This window comes from Sphingobacterium sp. 1.A.5 (assembly GCF_002734235.1).
Taxonomy (GTDB): Bacteria; Bacteroidota; Bacteroidia; order Sphingobacteriales; family Sphingobacteriaceae; genus Sphingobacterium; species Sphingobacterium daejeonense.
In genome coordinates this window covers 1-21,938 of record NZ_PEBA01000066.1, presented here as the reverse complement: position 1 = coordinate 21,938, position 21,938 = coordinate 1, and the positions used below count along the sequence as shown (strand labels likewise).

The window sequence follows — 21,938 nt, the reverse complement described above, 5'->3', positions numbered from 1 at the left end:
ATTAAATTATTTCACACGTAATGATGAATATGAAGAAAATCATAAAATTACTTTTATTCAGTCTCATCGTATTTCAAGCGAACCTAGGTTTTTCACAGAAGGTAGTCCGATATGATTTATATGTTACTGACAGCATGGTAAATTATGCTGGAAAGGAAAGAAGGGCAATTGCTGTGAACGGAATGATTCCAATGCCTATCTTAAATTTCACAGAAGGAGATACGGCTGAATTACATGTTCACAATAAATTAAAGGAAGGGACTTCGCTCCATTGGCATGGTGTTTATCTTCCGAACAAGGAAGATGGGGTACCCTTTTTAACTCAGAAACCTATTGCACCAAATAGCACATTTACGTATAGATTTCCGATAATTCAGGACGGGACCCATTGGTATCACAGTCATTCTGGAATGCAGGAACAAATTGGGATGTATGGTGCGATGATCCTAAACAAACGACCCGATGATCCAAAGTTCAGGAAAGGAATTGACGATTTACCGAGCATCCCTGTAGTGCTGAGTGAGTGGACTAATCTAAATCCTGACAATGTCCACAGGATGCTTCACAATGCAAATGATTGGTTTGCTATTAAAAAAAATGCTGTCCAAAGTTATGGAGAAGCAATCAAAGAAGGTCATTTCAAGACCAAGATCACCAATGAATGGAAAAGAATGCTCGCAATGGACGTATCTGATGTGTATTATGATCGATTTCTAATGAATGGAACTTCAGAGCAAACATTTCCTGAATTTAAAGCTGGTGATAAAGTCAGATTAAGGGTAATCAATGCTGGTGCATCTTCTTATTTCTGGCTTACTTATGCCGGAGGTAAAATCACAGTTGTTGCTAATGACGGTAATGATGTGGATCCTGTTGAAGTAGATCGGTTAATTGTAGGCGTATCTGAAACTTACGATATCGTATTAACAATTCCTGAAGATGGATTTTCCTATGAATTTATGGCAACCCCAGAAGACAGAACCAAAAATGTATCTATGTATTTAGGTTCAGGAATAAAACAACTGATCAGTCCGCTTCCAAAATTAAAATATTTTGAGGGCATGAAAATGATGAACGACATGATGAAGATGAATGGTGACCTAGACGATATGGGCATGAAAATGAGTCTTCAAAAAATGGACATGAATACTGTTATGTATCCAGAGGTTAACCATAATATGCCTGACAAAAAAGAAAATCATTCATCACATAAAATGGAGAATGAGAACCATCAAGGCCATAATATGGAACATCAAAGCCATAATATGGACAATGGAATGGATCATAGCCAACATGGTTCAAGTGATATTGTTACTTTAAATTATGCTATGCTCAAATCTCCAACCAAAACTAATTTCCCTGAAAACGTCAAGGTAAGGGAGATGAAATTTGAGCTGACGGGTAATATGAATCGATATGTTTGGAGTTTGGATAATAGAGTTCTTGCAGAGAGTGATAAGATTCTAATAAAGCAAGGTGAAGCACTTAGGATAATTTTGTATAACAATTCCATGATGCGACACCCCATGCATTTGCACGGCCATGATTTTAGGGTTATCAATGGACAGGGAGATTACGCGCCATTGAAAAATGTACTTGACATTATGCCAATGGAAACGGATACAATTGAATTTGTTTCTAATGTAGAAGGAGATTGGTTCTTCCACTGTCATATTCTCTATCACATGATGGCAGGGATGAATAGAGTTTTTAGTACGGACCAGCAAGAACCCAACCCCTATTTACCTGATAAAGCTTGGGGATACCGTGAACTACAAAAAGAAAGCAATCAGATTCATTTTATGTTCCAGAATGATTTTGCCAGCAATGGTAACGATGGCGAAATGATGTTCCATAATACTCGTTATAGCTTAACCACTGAATGGCGATTAGGTTATCATGATATGCATGGCTACGAAGTTGAAACCCACCTTGGTCGTTATATTGGGAAAATGCAATGGTTTATGCCTTTTATAGGTTTTGATTATAGATATCGAAACATGGAAAAACATGGTCCGGAAAAGAATATTTTTGGCCAGCGAAACAGCAAAAATGAAAGAGCATTATTTTCTGCTGGATTTGCCTATATGCTACCTATGTTGGTGCGTTTTCAAGCTGAGGTTTACCATGATGGGAATGTTCGTTTGCAATTAATGCGAGAAGATATTCCTATTACAAGACGGTTAAGAGCTGGAGTAATGGTAAATTCAGATATGGAATATATGGGTGATCTGAGGTATATCCTTACCAAAAATTTTGGTATCAGAACTCATTATGATTCCGATATGGGATTCGGCGTTGGTTTATCTGTAAATTATTAATCCTTTTAAAAATAAAAATGCGCCATCGTAGATCTGCGAAGGCGCATTTTTATTTTAGATATTTCAAATCTAGTTAATCTTGAAGGTATCCAAATTTGCCAGTTTGAAAATCTCTAAATGCTTGTTTTATTTCATCCTCTGTGTTCATAACAAATGGACCATAAGCTGCAATGGGTTCATTTATCGGCTGTCCGCTCAAAACTAAAACTACAGAATCTTCATTTGCTTCAACCGCTATTTGCTCACCACTGTTTTCAAATAGTACAAAATAATCAGTAGAAATCTCAGTACCGTTGATTTTTACAGTACCCTCAAGCACCAACATGGCTGTATTAAAATTCTCAGGAAAATCAAACTCAGCTCTACCACCTGCTTTCAATTTAGCATTGTACATATTTACAGGAGTAAAAGTAGATGCTGCACCTTTTATTCCTTTATATTCCCCTGCCACAATTTCTACAAATCCTTTATCTTCAGCAATATTCACTTTAGGGATTGATTTATTTTCCAAGGCCTGATATTTTGGATTTGACATTTTGTATTGTGCTGGCAAATTGACCCAAAGCTGTACCATTTGAAACTCGCCACCTTTTTTGCTCCACTCAGTTTCATGAAATTCTTTATGCAAAATACCAGAGGCTGCAGTCATCCATTGCACATCACCCTCAGAAATTATACCTCCGCCACCACTACTGTCGCCATGTTCTACTCTGCCTTTATAAGCCAAAGTCACAGTTTCAAATCCTCTATGCGGATGGACACCAACACCTTTAGGAATTTCACTTGCAGGAAAATTATATGTTGAATTGTAATCAAATACTAAAAATGGATCCATTCGTTGCATCGATATAGCAGATGGAATAAAACTATGTACTCTAAAACCATCTCCTACAAAATGTGGAGTACCAGGTTTTATAATTCTTTCAATTTGTTTTGTTTTCATGGTATGTTCCTTTTTATAATACAAAGGTATACTACAGCAATTCGGATAGCATTGATGTATGGTAAGAACTGTTCCTCAATTTTGCTAACGTATATTAAATAAGGCCTTGCGTTGCAAGGCCTTTCCACATAATAAAAAGAAATTTGAGTAGGAATCACCTACTAAATCTGTCTCTTATATCCAGGCTTATTCATTTCCTTATCTAGTGACATCGGTCCTGAACCGACAATCAAAAAATAAATAAGCAACAGCAAAACCACTAGGGATAACCAAAATTCTGAATTCAAAAAACTAAATCCATTTGTGATGTTTACAAAGAAAACAGCTCCAATCAGAATAGGTATTTGCAGTGCTACAGCCAGACGGGTGCATAGCCCTAAAGCGATGAATATTCCGCCTACCAAGTGTGCAAATACTACATAGTGAACAGCACCCCAAATGGATAATTGAAAATGCGTCCGCTCTATCAATGCAGCGACAGAATCCCGATCCATAATAAAACTTATACCTTTTGCAAAAATCAGAATTCCGAGAACTATTCTGATGAAATCAATCCATCTAGGATGATGGGCATCTCCCCAATGCTCAATGCGTTGAATTAGGTTCATAATGACCTCCTTTTTAACTGGTTATACTTTCACAACGTTGTAAAACACTCTGATAGTATTACATTTATAAAATAAAAACAATTAATCTTGGAATTGGTTCTCACCAAAACTAATTCTCTAAATCTTTGTTCTTTAGATTAGAAATCAAGTTTTATGGCAAAATTCACCAAATATTTCATTAAGGAAAACAATAGTCCATTTTGGGCATTTGCAATTCATGACGGGCACCAGATTGATGAACAAATCGCCCCATTCTTGAACTTAAACGATACTGAAAGATTGCGTGAAGAGGATCCTTTTACCTCTGTAATGGCAGAACTTCCGATGAATCAATTTATTGTTGGTTCATCTAGATTTCAATTAGATCTTAATAGAACAATTAATGATTCAGTTTACCTGAGACCTGAACAAGCTTGGGGATTGAATGTTTGGAAATTGGATTTGCCTGAGGATATTGTTACAGAACTGTATTTAGACCATGAAAATATTTATAAAGAGATTGAAGAACTAATTCAGGCAACAATCGACAGATTTGGTTTTTTCGTAATTCTTGACATCCATAGTTATAATGCGAAAAGAGAAGGACCAGAAGAGGTGGTTGACACTATTAAAAATCCCCAAATAAATCTAGGAACAGCCTATATTTCTGAAAAATGGAAACCTCTCGTGCAAGAGCTTGTCGCATATATACGAAAAGAAAATCTATATGGTGAACCGATTGATATTCAAGAAAATATTAAATTTAAGGGAGGATATTTATCTCAATTGATAAATAAAAAACTTGCAGCGCATGGATGTGTAATATCATTTGAATTCCGAAAAGACTTTATGGACGAATGGACCGGAACTCCAGATTTACATAAAATTGTCGCTTGCAAACAACTTTTAATGAATTCAATACAGGTTTTAAACCATTATTTCCATTATGACGCCGGATAAAAATAAAGCACTTCAAAAAATATTAAGCGCTATTAATAAGCGGAGTCCTGTACACTACCAAATTCCAAATATTGGAAAATTCATATTCAATAAAATAGTTCCTTATATATTTATTTATAGGGTTCCGAGTCCTGATAAACGGGATAAAATGCTTGCTGATTTGGCAAAGACAGAGAATGCCAGTATTGTATGTAAATCATATGACTTCAATTTAGAAGAATGGCTGAAGCCTATTGCTCAAAAATTAGCTGAAGAGTTTGGCGCATGCCTTTTGGTAGAAGCGTGGGTAGCTGATCATAATCAAAAAGAAGATATTATGATCCATGTAGGTCAAAAAGACCTCCTCCCACTAGCCGAATATTTCCAAAAAAACATTAAAAAAGAAGCTAGGGAAATTTTTGTTTCCATTGCAAAGGATCTTAATATTCCACAACCTATTGGTGTTCCTATTTTATATAGTAAAAAGGAATTACAGAATAAACAGATCCTATTGATGGGAATATCCATCAAACAAAACTATGTTGATTCTGACGATCTAGTCTTGCCCATGCTGATTAGGTTATATCGGGAAACTCTAGCAAAATGTCTTTCAAGGTTATTCTTTGAGTTTTTAAGAGTTTATACCCATTTAAATGCAACCGCTCAAAGATTGAACTTTCATCAAGAGTTAACCCCATTGATGAATGAAATAGATAAATCATTAGCTCAGGAAAGCACCAAATTTGATTTTCTGTTGATGGTTACTCCTTTGAATGCTCATGAAGCTTGGCTCCAATTTAAAAAAGATAAATATTGGAAAACTCCGAAGTTTCTTTATCGTCCACTTCATGTTGACCCTGATCTTGTAAAACGAAGATTATATAACCTTCGGATCGAAGATATTTATGACCCTACTATGGCCTATATCTTTAGGGACAAAAGGACCGAGTTAGATAATATGGTCAGCATGATAGCTGATCGTGGAAAAGATGATTTTTTACATGGAAGCCTCCAGGTATTCGGGAATGTATCTGAGAAACTTTATAAATCTGCGATGGCTATTTTGATGGTTACCGAACCTGAAGAACCTATAAAAAAAGCTGATGACTATATTTCTGCGAACGAATTTGCAAAAATGGCACGTGACGAGGTTAAGTTTTTACAGAGGCAAAATGCTGAATTTAACAGCCCTGTCCGCGTTCGTGAAGATATCTCAGGCGTCATGGTCAATCGAGGCGTTCTGAATATCAGTAAGGAATATAAGGTCACCAGAAAAAGAGCAGAAGCATTGATACAACACGAAATAGGTACACACGTAGTCACTTACTTTAATGGGAGACAACAACCATTGAGCATTTTCAGCCTAGGAGTTCCGGGGTACGAAGAATTGCAAGAAGGTTTGGCGGTACTGGCTGAATATATTGTGGGCGGATTAAATAATGATCGTTTAAGAATCATTGCTGCCCGTGTCATCGCCGTTCAAAATATGCTTTTGGGAAACTCATTCATTGACACGTTTTCTATGCTCGTAGACCAATATAATTTCTTGCCTGAAACAGCATTTACGATTGTCATGAGAGTTTATAGAGGTGGAGGTCTTACGAAGGATGCTTTATACCTCAAAGGATTGATGGAACTTATCACTTATCTAAAAGATGGCAACAATGTACATCTATTAATGATGGGAAAAATCAGAAAAGACTACCTACCAATTATTAAAGATCTCTTGCAAAAAGAAATCCTAATCCCTCCTGCTGTCACTCCACGCTATTTATTTCCAGAATTTAGTCCTCAGTGGAAAGACGTCAAGAGAAAAGGAAGCATCTTCAAATTAATACAATAAAATATTACAAGATAGATATATGAAAATCGCAATCTTAATCAATCAATCTCATAAAGAAGAGGAAAGATTTACCACTACTATGCTCGCTTTAAAAGCCCTTGAGCGAGGTCATACTGTTCTGTACATCGGTTTGGCAGATTTTGTCTATGAAGATGAGCAATCTGTCTCTGCCCATTGCAGAGTCATTACTCCAGGCCATGGATTAACCAATGGAGCTGACTTTGTCAAATATCTCAAAGATGCCGAAAAAACATTAGTAGATCTAAATGAGGTGGACATACTTTGGTTGAGGTTTGACCCTACACTAGATATGATAAATAGACCTTGGGCAGCAGCAGCTGGGATTCAGTTTGCACAACTGGTCAAAAAGAATGGCCGATTAGTAATCAATGACCCGGACTACCTCGTACAAGCCAACAACAAACTGTATCTCGAAAATTTCCCAAAATCTGTAAGACCAAAGACTTTGGTGACAAGAAGCCACGAAGATGTCCTTAGATTCTTGGAAGAACAGAAAGATAAGATCATATTGAAACCGTTGAAAGGATCAGGTGGTAAAAATGTTTTTATGATCGATTACAAAGAAAGGCAAAACCTAAAACAAACAGTGGAAGCTATTTCGAGAGATGGGTATGTAATTGCTCAAGAATATTTACCTGAAGCTAAAAAGGGTGATATTCGCTTTTTTATGATGGATGGAGAACCACTAATTGTAGATGGTAAATATGCTGCTGTCCGTAGGGTTCAGAAAGAAGATGAAATTAGAAGTAATATTCATCAAGGAGCAAAACCTGAAGAAGCGATCATTGATGATCAAATCCTTTCACTTGTAAAAAAGGTATCTCAACAACTTAAAGATGATAATATGTATCTTGTTGGGCTGGATATAGTTGGGGATAAAATCATGGAAGTAAATGTTTTCAGCCCTGGGGCATTATTTCATGCAACCAAAATAACAGGTAAAGATTTTGCAAATGCTATTATTATTGATCTCGAAAACAAAGTCAAAGCATATTACAATAAATAGAATTTGATCACGGGTTGATTAAAATCAATTTATGAATAAGGTCTAATTTTGAAAATTAATGTTATTCAAAAGTAGACCTTTTCAATGTTGTTATTTTTCTATTACCTTTTCTTCCTCAGTTAGAGGAGCTGGAGGGATCTCATTTACATTCCTTTCGATTTCTTTGAGTTCAACATGAACAGCATATTCCGAAGGCTCAATGCTGATACCATGATAAGTAGCATATTCTCTAGTAAAGATAGCTCCTAGATATAAAATTGCAGCGGTATAGTAAACCCACAAAAGAATCAAAACTATAGATGCGGCAGCACCATAAGTACTTTCTGTATCTGAAGATTGAAGATAAAAACCTATTCCAAATCGACCAATTGCAAAAAGAATAGCTGTAAATAAAGCTCCAGCTTTTACTGGTCTCCAATTGATATTAACATCTGGTAAAACCTTAAAAATCACTGCAAACAAAATAAATGTAATTCCAAATGTTAATAAGAAATTTATGCCATCCATCACATAAACTGTCATGTCAGGAAAGAAACGCAGTAGTCTATCAGTCATTGCTAGGATAATACCATTCACCACCAAGGTTACAACTAATAAGAAACCAAGTCCTATAATCAATGAAGAAGATAATAGCCGATCCATAATCATTTTTAACCAGCCTTTCTTAGGTTTCGCTTTGACATGCCATATCTTGTTGATAGAATTCTGCATATCTCCGAAAACCGTTGTGGCACCAATTATCAATGTGATGATACTCACTATCATTGCCAGATTGGACTTTCCGGATAAACTCAAGTTTTTAATAACATCTTGGATTTGTCTAGCTGCTGTAAGACCTACCAGTTCGTTTAACTCACCAAACAATTTCCCTTTGATTGCATCTTCCCCATAGAAAATACCTGCTAAGGAAATCATAAGGACCAGAATTGGGCCAAGTGAAAATATAGTATAATAAGCTAATGAAGCACTATATTTCATGCTGTCTTCATTCATGAAGCCCATCACGGTATTTTTTAAAATATTGAAGGTGTCCTTAAAAAATCCTTTGCTTTCTTGTTTTTCCATATAAATATTAAATCACTGTTGTGTAATTAACATAGACTTCCTAAAAATGTTTGGAATAGCATTTAACAATCCCATTGAACTTTCTTCTTATAATATTGTTCTTACAACAGTAACTAAAAGAAATTTTAAATTCAAAACTAACTATGATGAGTAAACAAAAAGATATCAAAAATGAAGATTTAGAAAAAGACGAAACTGGAAAACCGAGAGAAGAAAATGAAAAAGTTCAATCTGACACTGGTAAACGTCCTGAAGAAGATACTAATCCTCTACCTCCAAATCCTAACAAAGTCGATGATCACGAAGATTAATCATAACATTAAAATGGCCTGGAATATTTTACTTCCAGGCCAATTTATATAATAGTTAGTGTGTGATACGTGGCTCATTGAAATCATAAAAACCTGTATAATTTTATCCTTTGGTTTCGATGATTTTCTTAATTACTAAGTACGGGAAAATTCACTTATGTTGAATCTATATTTCAAAAAAGTAAATTATAAATCTGTATACAACATATCTACAAACATGCGTTATCTAAGTTTAAACATCGATTTTAACATAATTTCAATAAATGTTTAACCAACAATTTTTAATTAAATTTCCATTAATTTCTTAGTTTTATTATCAGATTAAGGCATAAATTTTTCCCGATCATTTTATAAAAAGACATAAAATAATGGTCTCTCAGATTTTTTTCGTGTGAATTTCGTAGAACTTTACACAATAAAAAAAGGCCTGAGAAGAATCCCAGACCTTTTATATTTAGAAAATTAATTGTTCTTTGTTAATTATGTTTCACATCCATTTCATCAATGTAATGTTCATTCGGAACGTAGTCTGCCTCCATCATTGTAGCGTAATCAGTTTTTTGTTTCTTACCCCAACGACGTCCAAAACTGTCGAAGATTGAATAAACCACTGGTACCACTACTAATGTCAACAATAATGACGATAATAGACCTCCAATAATTACAATTGCCAAACCTCTGTTGGTATCCGCACCATCTCCCGATGCCATTGCAATAGGAATCATACCAAACACCATGGCAATCGTAGTCATCAAGATTGGACGCAAACGAGCATGGTTGGCAGCTACCAAGGCATCATGTGTGCTATCACCATGTTCTTTCCTATGATTAGCAAAGTCAACCAATAAGATTGCATTTTTCGCAACCAAACCAATCAACATGATAATACCTAGAATTGTAAAGATATTCAAAGTCTGGTTTGTCAATGCCAATAACAACAAGGCTCCGATAAATGATAGTGGAATTGAGAATAACACGACAAATGGAGTCGAGAAACTATCATATAATGCCACCATAACCAAGTACACTAATAATACTGAAGCGATCAAGGCGATACCCAAGGTACCAAAACCTTCTTGTTGACTTTCCATATTACCACCCCAGATATAAACAACTCCTGGTTTACGCTCAAGTTTTGAGAATTCTGCTTCCCATTCCTGAGCTACAGTACCCATTGGCCTACCAACCACCGAACCTTGAACCGAAACAGCTGGTGATTTGTCACGACGTTCCAATAGGGTTGGTCCTGAACCGTAAGATACAGTAGCAAATTGATCCAATGAAATTGTTGCCCCTTGATTATTGATAAACTTAAGGTTTCTTACATTATTGATATCAGCTCTACCGCTTTCTGAGAAACGGATATTAATATCGTACTCATTATCACCGGCACGGAATTTATTATCTGTATTTCCTGAGAATGCAGTCTGCATAGTCATACCAACAGTTGCTACATTAAGTCCCAAAGAAGTCATCTTATCACGGTCAACTTGTACACGGATCTCAGGGTTACCATCTTCAGATGTAAGCTTTACACCTGTAGCTCCAGGAATATTGCGCAATTGCTCCTCTGCTTTAATAGCAAATTGACGAGCATCTTCAATATCTGAACCTATCACTGTTAATTTTAATGGAGCCTGTTCTGCACCCATTAGACCCATGTTCACCGCAGTAACCTTAGCTCCTACTAGTTTATTTTCCAATTCGCGTTTCAACCTCGCCGAGTAAACTTTCGAACTTTCAGTATATGTATCTTTTAAGATTACGTGAATCTCTGATTTATATCTGGAACCAGCAGTAGACATTACCCCATCTGAGGATTGACCTACAGTAGTAATGATTCTCTCAACTTCAGGTTTTGATTCAATTACAGACTCTGCTTTTTGAGTTAAGAAGTTTGTTTTCTCTAAAGAAGCATCCTTCTCTAATTCCAACTGAATCATAAATTCACCTTTATCTGAAGCTGGGAAGAAATCGGTTCCAATAAATCCTAAGCCAACTAAGAAGAATGAACCTATGAAAAGTGCTAATGCAATCAAAAGTGTCGAAAGCTTAGTCTTCCAGTTTTTCAAACACCACTCTAATATTCCAGTAATCCAGTGAGTAAACTTGGTCAAACCTGCCTCAAAACCATGAACGATTTTTCCAATAAATGATTTTGGATTGATATGTTCTATTTTACCGAAACGAGAATATAACCAAGGAACAACAGTAAAGGATACTAATAAAGACAATAAAGTCGAGATAATAACCGTAACACAGAACTGTGCAAGGATATTGGCAACCAATCCTGTTGACATAGCAATTGGCAAGAATACAACGACAATTACCAAAGTAATCGCTGATACTGTAAATCCAATTTCTTTTGCTCCATCATAGGCCGCACGAACTTTATTCTTACCCATCTCCATGTGACGGTGAATATTCTCAATTACAACGATAGCATCATCGACAAGGATACCCACAACCAATGATAATCCCAACAAAGACATCAAGTTTAAGGTATAACCCATCAACAATAGACCAATAAAAGTTGCAATCAAGGAAAGTGGAATTGCTACCATGGTAATGGCCGCATTTCTCAAACTGTGTAAGAAGAACAACATGATAAAACCTACAAGAGCAATCGCAATGATCAAGTCATGCATAACGTTATTTGCCGCATTCAAGGTATAATCTGTTGAATCGTTTGCTACCAAGATTTTTACGTCATCGTCTTTATAATCTGTTTGAACCGTTTCAATTGTTTCTTTTACTAATTTTGAAACTTCTACTGCATTGGCATCTGATTGTTTGAATACCTGCAATAAGATTGTATTCTTACGATCTAAACGAGCGATTTTTTCAATCTCTTTGATACCATCCTGAACATCAGCAACATCTCTTAAAAAGATTGTAATACCTGCAGGAGTCGTAATAGGAAGGTTTCTTAACTCTTCTACATCTACTACCTTACCTGCCAAACGGATCGTAGTTCTATTTTCCCTAGTGCTCACATTACCTGTAGGGAAATCTAAATTGGACTGAGCAATTACATTCTGTATTTGAGAAATAGAAATACCATATCCTTCAGCCTTTTCAGGGTCAACAGAAACCTGGATTTCACGTTCTTCACCACCAACCATATCAACTTTCGCAACACCGCTTATACGTGCGAAAATAGGTTGGATTTTATTGTCCAATAGATCATATAATTCTTTCTCTGATTGGTTGGATGTAACCGCTAGACTCATGATAGCAATATCATCCAATGAGAATTTATTAAGAGATGGCGCTTCAACGTCATCCGGAAGGTCATTCAACACAGCGTTGATCTTCCGTTGCGCATCGGTGAGCAAGAAATTGACATCGGCACCATCATTTAAGGTTACCATTACAATCGAAACGTTCTCTAACGATGTTGACTCAAGCTTTTTAATATTTTCCAAAGAGGATACAGCATCCTCGATTTTTTTCGTTACAGTACTCTCAACCTCTGAAGGTGAGGCACCAGGATACACTGTTTGAATGGTAATTACGTTTACCTCAAACTTTGGTATCAGCTCATATCCTAATTGAGAATATGAGAATATCCCGCCTAAAGTCAATAGTATAAATAATACTATAATTAGACTTGGGCGTTTTATCGATATTTCAGTAATCTTCATTTTATAATTTCGTTCTTAGCAAATATTATTTGATGATCTCTACAGGAGAATTGTTGTACAGGTTGATTTGACCAGAAACGATCACTTGATCTCCAGCTTGCAAGCCACTGATAACCTCAATGTTATCACCAAAGCTTCTACCTGCAACTACTTCCGACTCTACCGCTTTACCATTTTTCAATACGAAAACTTTATTGTCTGAAATACTTCCTACGAATGCTGTTCTTGGAACTACCAATACGCTTGAAGTGCCTTGGCCTCCAAATACTGCTGTGCCATACATACCAGCACGAAGCTCATTGTTAGGATTGTTTGCAATTTCAATCTCAACCGGGAAATTCAAACTACCATCAGACTTTGGAGCAATAAAAGTGATTCTACCTGAAAATTCTTTGTCTGGATATACACTCACTTGAACTTTAACAGATTGACCTACTCGCAAAGAAGCAACGTTTTTCTCATCAACATTTACTCTTAATTTTAAAGTACTTACATTGACTATATCGAATGCAGGCGTACCTGGACTAACATATGCTCCTGGCTCAATTTTACGTGAATTCACGATACCACCGACAGAAGTCTTGATAGTAACATCTCCTGCAGTTAGTTTCGCACTTTTCAAGTTGTTTTTGGCACTTTCAAATTGAAGACGCATTTGATCAACTTGTTGTTGCGTAACACCACCTGTTGAAAGCGCATTCTCATAACGTTGTAAATTCGCTTGTGCATTATCATAAGATGCTTGAGCATTTGCAACATTTACATTTAATTTGTCTCCTTCTACGACAGCCAAGGTCTGTCCTGGAGAAACTCTCGAACCCTCATCCACTAATACGCGAACTACTCGGCCTCCTGTCTCAGCTGCAACAGTTACTTCTTGCTTAGGCATAAAGGTACCGTTAGCTAAATAATCTAAATTTAAATCACTATTGATAGCAGTATCGATACGAACAGCAACAGCAGCATTTTTCTCAGCTACCGCAGCAGTATCTGCATCATTCTTAGCCTTATTTTTCTGTAGAATAAGGTAGATACCAGCTCCTGCAGCAAGGATAACAATTAGGGTAATTATTGTACGTTTCATTTATGTGGTTGTTATTATTCGTTTACTAATGATTTTAATTCTCCATTTGCTTTGATCAACTGAATCTCAGCAATCTTATAGTTTAATAAAGATGTGTTCAGGTTATTTTCTGCCGTAGCCAATGCATTCTCAGCGTCCAATAGTTCTGTTAAAGTTGCTAAACCATTTCTGTAGTTATTTTGGGTATCATCCAAAACATCTCTAGACAACTGAACATTTCTGCGGTTAGCATCTACAGTCAACAAACTGTTTTTTATCTGAGCCTTAGCGTTCTCATTTGCTAAGTTCAATCCTAGGCGTGCATCTTCGATATCAACTTCTAATTGTTTAATCTGAATGGTAGCCTGGTTTATTTTAGCTTTAGTAGAACCACCATTAAAAATTGGAATGCTTAAGTTTAATCCCAAACCTGAAGTAGCAAACCAATTGAAATCATTTGATCCCGGGATTCCACTACCAAAACCTTGGTAACCTAAATCACCGCCAAACGATAGTGAAGGATAATAAGCTGCTTTCATACTTTTGCGATTTAACTCTAGTAACTCAGCTTGTTTTTCCAATACTTTGATTTCAGTTCTACCAGACAGATCCATTGTAGTTGCAGCTGCCATTTCAGCTTTGATATTAAAAGTCTCAGCTGGCAATTCAATGTCAGTTTCAATCGGCATCCCGATTGCAAATTTCAAAGCATTTTCCTTTAATTCTAGGGCATTGACAACAATCTGTCTTTGTGCCTGAAGATTATTTATATTAACAATGATCCTGTCCAAATCTATCTGACGAGCAATTCCCGCCGTAACTAACCCTTCGATAACACTTTTTGTTTTATTTGTGTTCTCCAGGTTATTATCGATGGTCTCTAATTGTAATTGTGTTGTGTATACATCATAATATGCATTCGCTACTTTTTCAATCAAAGACTCATCAGTCAACTGTGAATTGATCTGATAGAATTCACGTGTAGTTTTTGCTGCTTTCAATCCTGTAAATAAAGATTGATTGAAAATTTGCTGGTTTACGGAAATTCCTGCGGTTGAGTTCCAAGGCTGACCCATTTTAATATACTGTGTCTCGCCACCAAAATCAATTGGCATACTTGGAATGATCGCGTTATATTTGACATTTGCTGAAGCATTGACTTGTGGTAATGCTCCTGCCCTAACCTCGTCAATTTGATATTCAGAATTTTCAAGGTCAAGCTTTGCCTTTTTGGCTTCCGCTTTATTCTCTAATGCAAATTTCACCGCCTCCTGAAGAGTTAAGGTTTCTTGTGCATGTAACAATGATCCTGACAGCATACCTGCCACCATAAGGGCCATAAGTTTAGTTCTATTCATTTATTTATTGCTAGCTATTCGTGCTTCGAAAATTAATTTTAACGCTCTTTTTTGACTCTCTAGAATCATATCCACATTGGACTCATTCGGAATACCAGTGATTACATCTGAGATGGTGTGAATAATGCCCAATCCCTTTTGGATCTCAACAATGGTACAGGCACATGATTCAATATCATCCATCATTAACTCACCTCGATCAACAGATTTTTGATATAAAACCTTCATTAAGGAAACATCACGCTTATAAAAATCCTGCATAACTTCATTGATATCTAAGCCTTTTATCCAATCCAGATTTTCACAGATATGCAGAACATAATATTTACGAGTATACTCCGAACGGTATTCCAAAATCTCATACATAGTTTTCATGAGATCACCAGAATAATTCTCCACAATTTCCTTCTCTCCTGCATAAACATCATTGGCAAGTTTTATTAATACATCAACAATAAATGTTGACTTATCTGGATAGTAGTAATATAAATTTGCTTTAGTAATTCGCAGATCATCCGCAATCTCATTCATCGTGGTTTTGTGAAAACCAAAATGTGAGAAGCGCTTTAGCGCTGCGTCAATGATTTGATCCTTACGATTCTCCATTTTTTACCTTTTTTTATTTTTGACTTTTTCTAAAAATTGTTCAAAAGTAAAGAATAGAAATTAAATAATATCATCCCTTTGTCAAAAAAGTGACGCTTAACACTTTTTTAACGGAATGATATCAGTTAGATAATCAAAAAAGAAGGTATTTTATTCTTGACTGAAAGTTTTGTGGAATTTCTTCTTATCGAAAGAATATAATTTGGCTGCACGGTATGATACTCCTTTTTGAAATTCATTCAATTCCTTAAGGTAGCCTAGGTTGTTGATTTTCTTCCGGAAATTTCTTTTATCGAGTTGCTTGTTCAGCAGAGCTTCGTACACTTGCTGCAATTGGGTAAGAGTGAACTTTGCAGGCAATAATTCATAAGGTGTTGTCGAATATGTAACTGTTTTTTTGAGCCTGTCAAGACTCAGCTCTATAATATCCTTATGGTCAAATGCAAGATCTGGCAAGTCTGTTACAGGAAACCATTTCAATTGCCGCATATAATTGGACCCTGAAAAGATTTTATTTTTCACCTCTTCCATCTGCACAAGAGCAAGATAAGCAACAGTTAAGATCCTTCCTTCTGGATGTCTTTTCACCCCGGCAAAGGCTGCCAGCTGATCCATATAAATATCTTTTAACCCTGTCATTTCAAATAAGATACGAGCAACGGCATCTTCCATTTCTTCATACTTATTCACAAAATAGCCGGGCAGAGCCCACCAATCCTTATAAGGATATTCATTCCTTTCTGCCAATAATACTTTTAATTGGCCCTCATCAAATGTTAGAATGACGCAATCTATTGTAAAATGTGTCTGCAAAATTTAAATTTATTTATATTGATCAATTGTTTCGTGAAAACCTCAACAATAATAACAATTACACAAACAAATTACCAAAAAAATTTAATAGTGTAAGAAATACACATTATATTCGTAAAACAAAAATACGAAAGACCTAATGAACAAGATACGAAGGATTGGCGTTTATACATCAGGTGGCGATGCCCCAGGGATGAATGCTGCCATTCGCGCAGTAGTTCGTACAGCACTGTTTAATGACTTAAAAGTAACCGGTATATTTAGAGGATATGAAGGAATGATCGAGGGTGATTTTACCGAAATGGTAAGTCGATCGGTAAGTTCCATCCTACAAAAAGGTGGAACCATCCTAAAATCAGCTCGCTGTCCCGAATTCAGAACTCCCGAAGGCCGTAAAAAAGCCTATGAAAATGTTAGAAAAGCAGGAATTGACGCTTTAGTTGCTATTGGCGGAGATGGTACCTTCACAGGTGCAGAAATCTTCTCCCAAGAATATGATATCCCAGTGATGTGTATTCCAGGTACAATCGACAATGACCTCTATGGAACCGACTATACACTAGGATTTGACACGGCCAACAATACAGTTATTGACGCCATTGATAAAATCAAAGATACAGCAGCTTCTCACAATCGACTTTTCTTTGTCGAAGTAATGGGAAGAGATTCAGGATGTATAGCCTTGAATGCTGGAGTTGCGGGTGGTGCTGAAGCTATCATGCTGCCGGAGAAAGAAACTGCTATCGATGAATTGATCGAAATGCTTGAAGTAGCGAAAGATAGAAACAAAACTTCAATGATCGTAATCATCGCTGAAGGGGATAAAAATGGTGGTGCTTACAATGTCGCTAAACGTGTGGAAGAAAAATTTGATTTTTATGACACAAAAGTTAGTATATTAGGACATTTACAGCGTGGAGGGTCCCCAAGTAGCTTTGACCGAGTACTTGCAACCCGTATGGGATACTTCGCGGTCAATGAACTAGTAAAAGGCAATAGAAGTGCAACTGTGGGTATCCGTGGAAGCAAAATGGTAGCTACAAGTCTAGAAGAAGCTTTGCGTGGCAAAGAATTCAAACTGGACGAGGAGTTGGTCACTATTGCAGAAGTAATGAACATTTAAACTTATGATTGCAGTCGTATTTAGTGGATCAAGATACGCCGATTGGCGACTTGCCGAAAAAGGAAGAGTCCTACATGGATTCAGAACTTCCGGCATAAACCCCTATATACAAGATGAAAGATTTATCTTTCAACTCCTGAACAAAAACACCCAACTCATCAATAATGCCGAAAGGATCCGTAAAATTTATTTTTTCGGAGCCGGAGCATCATCCAAAGAAAGACAAGAAAAAATTGAAAAAGTATTTTCTCAATTCTTTAAAAATGCAAAAGTCAAAGTATCACATGATATGCTGGCTTCCGCAATTTCAACTTTTGGAAATGAAAAAGGCATCATCGGAATTATAGGCAGTGGCTCAAATGCCGCCTATTACAATGGCAGAAAGATTGTCGATAACAATTATGGATTGGGATACATTTTAGCTGATGAAGCTTCAACAAATTGGCAAGCACGCCAGATATTGAAAGACTTCCTGACTGAATCAATGCCGCAGGGATTTCGGGAAAAACTCTTGCACAAACATAATATGGATCGAAAAACCATATTAGACAAAACTTATAATACCCCGAACCCGAACATCTTTTTAACTTCTTTTGCGGACTTTATCCTTGAAAACAAAGATGATCCGTATATGGAAGGGATTATCAGGAAAGGACTGGAAACATATGTTAAAACTTATCTTATACCGCTTTCAGAAACCTATCCGGACTCAACATTGAATTTCACAGGTTCTGTGGCAAACAACTATGCTGATTGGCTCCGGGAAATTGCAAAAGAGAACCATTTGGCAGTGGGAACCATTATAAGAGAACCTGTACAGAATCTTGTAAAATATTTTATAAATAAAAATTAGTAAAAATGAAAATTGGAATTAACGGATTTGGCCGTATTGGCCGTTTAGCATTCAGAGCTGCTGTAAAACGCAGTGATATTGAGGTAGTAGGGATCAATGACTTAGTTGAGCCTGATTACTTAGCTTATATGTTAAAATACGATTCAACTCACGGTCAATTTGACGGTACAGTTGAAGTTAAAGACGGAAACTTAATCGTAAATGGCAAAACAATTCGCGTAACAGCTGAAAAAGACCCTGCAAACCTAAAATGGGATGAAGTAGGTGCTGAAGTAGTTATCGAATCTACAGGTTTCTTCTTGACTCAAGAATTAGCTCAAAAACATATCGATGCTGGTGCGAAAAAAGTAATCATGTCTGCTCCTGCTAAAGATGATACTCCTACATTCGTAATGGGTGTAAACAACAAAGAATTAAAACCAGAATACAATATCGTTTCTAACGCTTCTTGTACTACAAACTGTCTTGCTCCTATTGCTAAAGTTTTGAATGACAAATTCGGAATCGTAGAAGGATTGATGACTACAGTACATGCTGTTACTGCAACACAAAAAACTGTTGACGGTCCTTCAGTAAAAGACTGGAGAGGTGGTCGTGGTGCTTACCAAAACATCATCCCTTCTTCTACTGGTGCTGCAAAAGCAGTAGGTCTAGTATTACCTGAATTAAAAGGTAAATTGACTGGTATGTCTCTACGTGTTCCTACAGCTGACGTTTCAGTAGTTGACTTAACTGTACGTCTTGAAAAAGGTGCTTCTTACGAAGAAATCAAAAAAGCTATGAAAGAAGCTTCAGAAGGTGAATTGAAAGGTATCTTAGGATATACTGAAGATGACGTAGTTTCTACAGATTTCTTAGGAGATGCTCGTACATCTATCTTCGATGCTAAAGCTGGTATTTCATTGAATGATAACTTCGTGAAAGTTGTATCTTGGTATGACAACGAATGGGGTTACTCAAACAAAATCATTGACTTAGCTCAAGAAGTTGGTAAATTATCTTAATTGATATTCAATTCATAAAAAAAGGCGATGTATTTTTACATCGCCTTTTTATATATTTAATTTTCTATTTCTCTTCTTTCATTAAGAAACCACCACCTATCAAATCATCACCTTCATAAAAAACGGCAGATTGACCTGGAGCAATACCTTTTACATTATGTACGAAATCCACTTGCATAATATCTCCGTGTTGAGTCAAGGTAGAAATAGCCCCAGAATCTTTATAGCGGATCTTGGTAATTGCTTCCATAGGTTTTTCCAGAGAAGCATATTTAACCAAATTGATATTTTTTACTAATGCCTTACTGCGTTCCAATTCGTGCTCTTCTCCCAACACTACTGAATTTGACTCAGGTAGAATTTGGATCACAAACATGGGCTTTCCTAAAGCTACACCCAAACCTCTGCGCTGTCCAATCGTAAAGTATGGATACCCGATATGTTGACCTACTACTGTTCCATCTGAAAGGATAAAGTTCCCTGGTCCGATCTCCTCATCAAGCGAAGGACGTTTATGTCTTAAGAATGAACGATAATCGTTATCAGGCACAAAACAGATTTCATAGCTCTCTGATTTATTTGCCAATTCTTTCTGACCCATATCCAAGGCCATTTGGCGGATTTCCTTCTTGGTGAAACTTCCCAAAGGAAATTGTGTCCTAGCTAAATTTTCTTGTGACACTCCCCATAGTACATAAGACTGATCCTTATTTTCGTCCTTCCCTTTAGAAATGACGTGACGACCATTATCATGCAATCTAATATTAGCATAATGACCGGTTGCAATAAATTCACAATCCAACTTATCAGCGCGTTTCATCAATGCCTCCCACTTGATATGGGTATTGCACAGAACACATGGATTCGGAGTTCTTCCGGCAATATATTCATCCACAAAATTATCGATCACATAATCTCCAAACTCAGAACGAATATCTAGGATATAATGCGGAAAACCATAGTTCACAGCCAATGTTCTTGCGTCATTGATACTGTCCAAACTACAACATCCCGTTTCCTTTGAAGAGCCGCCGGAACTAGCATAATCCCATGTTTTCATCGTGATGCCGATGACCTCATATCCTTGTTCGTGTAGCATGACAGCAGCAACGGAGCTATCAACTCCCCCACTCATCGCTACCAAAACTCTTCCTTTTTTACTCATAGTATTTTATTGAAGTGCAAAGATACCGTTATTTGCCCATTCCCAATGTTTATTTGATGTAATTTTATCTCAATCAAAATCAAGACTTTGAATAAAACCTCAAAAATAATTCCTGCAAAAGTTTTAGAATTCGAAAAAGGACGGTATATTTGCATCGCAAGTTCGGTAACGGGTCTGTAAAATAAGGTGCCATAGCTCAGTTGGTAGAGCAAAGGACTGAAAATCCTTGTGTCGCTGGTTCGAATCCAGCTGGCACCACAAAAAAAACTCAGTAATCGCTGAGTTTTTTTGTTTAAACGATTTCCATTCATATCTACGTTATAAATTCTCAAACTTATCGTTTTTATAAGAATTCTCTAAATTCAAATTTTTTTAGTTTATTAAAATTTCTAAAAGCACAACACATACACACAAATACAATTTAAATTTTATTCCCGTGAAAATAACCTCTTTACAAGCTCTAAACAAAGTTTTATTTGCATATGAATATTGTTTTCTTACCTTTGTACCGTTGTCAAGCAAATAGCGAGATAACTGACCTGATAAGAACAGAATAAAATCTTAAAAGGTGCCATAGCTCAGTTGGTAGAGCAAAGGACTGAAAATCCTTGTGTCGCTGGTTCGAATCCAGCTGGCACCACAAAAAAGCCCATCAAACGATGGGCTTTTTTATTGCTGATTTCTATAAATAGATCCTATTATCACTCCTTGAATTTCCCACAAAACCGCTTAAATAAAATTTATCACACTGAATTCCAATTGATTAACTTAAGTCATTAACAATTTCTTAAAATACCACAAAATAGGTATACATTATTTCAATTTTCATGTATAAATTAGACAAATAAAACCAAGAAATTAATTAACCGAATTTCACTAAAGACGTTTCAAAATTTTTATCATAATGGAAGTGCTGTGTTCCCTACACAAAATCTTCATCTGAGCCGTTCTGGCTTTTGTTAAACAAGTATGGGGCTGTCTCCTATGTTTGTGTCAAGCAAATGTAGGAGACATTTTTTGTTTTATAGATTTGCTGTATTTAGTGAAAAGAGGGAGAGCCTAGGGCTGTCTTAGTAGCTTTTTTAGCATACTGATTTTTAGAGATGGCCTTCCTCTTTTTCGCTTCCTAAGACAGAACAGAATGTAAGGCGGAATTACAGTCCAGCTTGAATATCCATCAGGAGACAAGTCCAAGGGAAGTTTCACTATTGATTTTTCAGTTTCACATCAAAAAATTAACATGAAAACACTCAAGCAGGTCGTTGGCATT

Annotated in this window: 17 protein-coding genes and 2 tRNA genes; 10 read left to right on the top strand and 9 right to left on the bottom strand. The window is 36.4% G+C overall.

Going from position 1 to position 21,938, the window contains the following annotated elements:
- Positions 1-23 precede the first annotated feature (23 nt).
- The gene (locus CRT24_RS19790) at positions 24-2,321 is read left to right on the top strand and encodes a multicopper oxidase domain-containing protein (protein ID WP_099372969.1); all 2,298 of its coding nucleotides are present in this window, start codon (positions 24-26) and stop codon (positions 2,319-2,321) included.
- Between the two features lie 73 nt (positions 2,322-2,394).
- Here the strand turns inward: CRT24_RS19790 and CRT24_RS19785 are convergent, their stop codons facing one another.
- Both CRT24_RS19785 and CRT24_RS19780 read right to left on the bottom strand, forming a co-directional pair.
- The gene (locus tag CRT24_RS19785; protein ID WP_099372829.1) at positions 2,395-3,264 is read right to left on the bottom strand and encodes a pirin family protein; all 870 of its coding nucleotides are present in this window, start codon (positions 3,262-3,264) and stop codon (positions 2,395-2,397) included.
- A gap of 161 nt (positions 3,265-3,425) precedes the next feature.
- Complete coding sequence (locus CRT24_RS19780; RefSeq protein WP_099372828.1) at positions 3,426-3,872, bottom strand: DoxX family protein; 447 nt, start codon at positions 3,870-3,872, stop codon at positions 3,426-3,428.
- 153 nt (positions 3,873-4,025) lie between these two features.
- On the opposite strand from CRT24_RS19780, the gene CRT24_RS19775 reads away from it, so the two are divergent.
- The 3 genes from CRT24_RS19775 to CRT24_RS19765 all read left to right on the top strand — a co-directional run bounded on the left by CRT24_RS19775 (position 4,026) and on the right by CRT24_RS19765 (position 7,660).
- Positions 4,026-4,811: an N-formylglutamate amidohydrolase gene (locus CRT24_RS19775; RefSeq protein WP_099372827.1), complete on the top strand. Its 786-nt coding sequence runs from the start codon at positions 4,026-4,028 to the stop codon at positions 4,809-4,811.
- Between the two features lie 148 nt (positions 4,812-4,959).
- On the top strand, positions 4,960-6,633 hold the full coding sequence (locus CRT24_RS19770) for a flavohemoglobin expression-modulating QEGLA motif protein (protein ID WP_180269177.1): 1,674 nt from the start codon (positions 4,960-4,962) through the stop codon (positions 6,631-6,633).
- A gap of 19 nt (positions 6,634-6,652) precedes the next feature.
- Positions 6,653-7,660 (top strand): glutathione synthetase, encoded by a 1,008-nt coding sequence (locus CRT24_RS19765; protein ID WP_099372825.1) that lies wholly within the window; start codon positions 6,653-6,655, stop codon positions 7,658-7,660.
- A gap of 90 nt (positions 7,661-7,750) precedes the next feature.
- Here the strand turns inward: CRT24_RS19765 and CRT24_RS19760 are convergent, their stop codons facing one another.
- The gene (locus CRT24_RS19760; RefSeq protein WP_099372824.1) at positions 7,751-8,725 is read right to left on the bottom strand and encodes a YihY/virulence factor BrkB family protein; all 975 of its coding nucleotides are present in this window, start codon (positions 8,723-8,725) and stop codon (positions 7,751-7,753) included.
- A gap of 143 nt (positions 8,726-8,868) precedes the next feature.
- Between CRT24_RS19760 and CRT24_RS20970 the strand changes: the two genes are divergently transcribed.
- Positions 8,869-9,036: a hypothetical protein gene (locus CRT24_RS20970; RefSeq protein WP_180269176.1), complete on the top strand. Its 168-nt coding sequence runs from the start codon at positions 8,869-8,871 to the stop codon at positions 9,034-9,036.
- A 476-nt stretch (positions 9,037-9,512) separates the two neighbouring features.
- Here CRT24_RS20970 and CRT24_RS19755 read toward each other — a convergent pair whose 3' ends face one another.
- The 5 genes from CRT24_RS19755 to CRT24_RS19735 form a co-directional block, all read right to left on the bottom strand.
- Positions 9,513-12,683, bottom strand: a complete 3,171-nt coding sequence (locus CRT24_RS19755) for an efflux RND transporter permease subunit (protein ID WP_099372823.1) — start codon at positions 12,681-12,683, stop codon at positions 9,513-9,515.
- Between the two features lie 25 nt (positions 12,684-12,708).
- Positions 12,709-13,767, bottom strand: a complete 1,059-nt coding sequence (locus tag CRT24_RS19750) for an efflux RND transporter periplasmic adaptor subunit (protein ID WP_099372822.1) — start codon at positions 13,765-13,767, stop codon at positions 12,709-12,711.
- A gap of 14 nt (positions 13,768-13,781) precedes the next feature.
- A complete protein-coding gene (locus tag CRT24_RS19745) occupies positions 13,782-15,104 on the bottom strand; it encodes a TolC family protein (RefSeq protein WP_099372821.1) in 1,323 nt (440 codons plus the stop codon).
- The gene (locus CRT24_RS19740; RefSeq protein ID WP_099372820.1) at positions 15,105-15,710 is read right to left on the bottom strand and encodes a TetR/AcrR family transcriptional regulator; all 606 of its coding nucleotides are present in this window, start codon (positions 15,708-15,710) and stop codon (positions 15,105-15,107) included. It abuts the gene before it with no gap.
- A gap of 150 nt (positions 15,711-15,860) precedes the next feature.
- Positions 15,861-16,523, bottom strand: a complete 663-nt coding sequence (locus tag CRT24_RS19735; protein WP_099372819.1) for an NUDIX domain-containing protein — start codon at positions 16,521-16,523, stop codon at positions 15,861-15,863.
- 139 nt (positions 16,524-16,662) lie between these two features.
- Between CRT24_RS19735 and pfkA the strand changes: the two genes are divergently transcribed.
- Genes pfkA through gap form a run of 3 tightly spaced genes read left to right on the top strand, consistent with a single transcriptional unit; the run spans position 16,663 to position 19,503 of the window.
- Entirely contained in the window at positions 16,663-17,646 is a 984-nt protein-coding gene (pfkA, locus tag CRT24_RS19730) for a 6-phosphofructokinase (protein WP_099372818.1), read from the top strand.
- Between the two features lie 4 nt (positions 17,647-17,650).
- On the top strand, positions 17,651-18,499 hold the full coding sequence (locus CRT24_RS19725; protein WP_099372817.1) for a BadF/BadG/BcrA/BcrD ATPase family protein: 849 nt from the start codon (positions 17,651-17,653) through the stop codon (positions 18,497-18,499).
- A 5-nt stretch (positions 18,500-18,504) separates the two neighbouring features.
- Positions 18,505-19,503: a type I glyceraldehyde-3-phosphate dehydrogenase gene (gap, locus tag CRT24_RS19720; RefSeq protein WP_099372816.1), complete on the top strand. Its 999-nt coding sequence runs from the start codon at positions 18,505-18,507 to the stop codon at positions 19,501-19,503.
- A gap of 64 nt (positions 19,504-19,567) precedes the next feature.
- Here gap and mnmA read toward each other — a convergent pair whose 3' ends face one another.
- Positions 19,568-20,668 carry a tRNA 2-thiouridine(34) synthase MnmA gene (gene mnmA, locus CRT24_RS19715; protein ID WP_099372815.1) on the bottom strand — a complete coding sequence of 367 codons (1,101 nt, stop codon included), beginning with the start codon at positions 20,666-20,668 and terminating at the stop codon, positions 19,568-19,570.
- 185 nt (positions 20,669-20,853) lie between these two features.
- Between mnmA and CRT24_RS19710 the strand changes: the two genes are divergently transcribed.
- Together CRT24_RS19710 and CRT24_RS19705 are read left to right on the top strand one after the other, a co-directional pair.
- Positions 20,854-20,926: transfer RNA gene (locus CRT24_RS19710), tRNA-Phe, on the top strand.
- Positions 20,927-21,235: 309 nt separating this feature from the next.
- Positions 21,236-21,308, top strand: a tRNA-Phe gene (locus CRT24_RS19705).
- Positions 21,309-21,938: the final 630 nt, after the last annotated feature.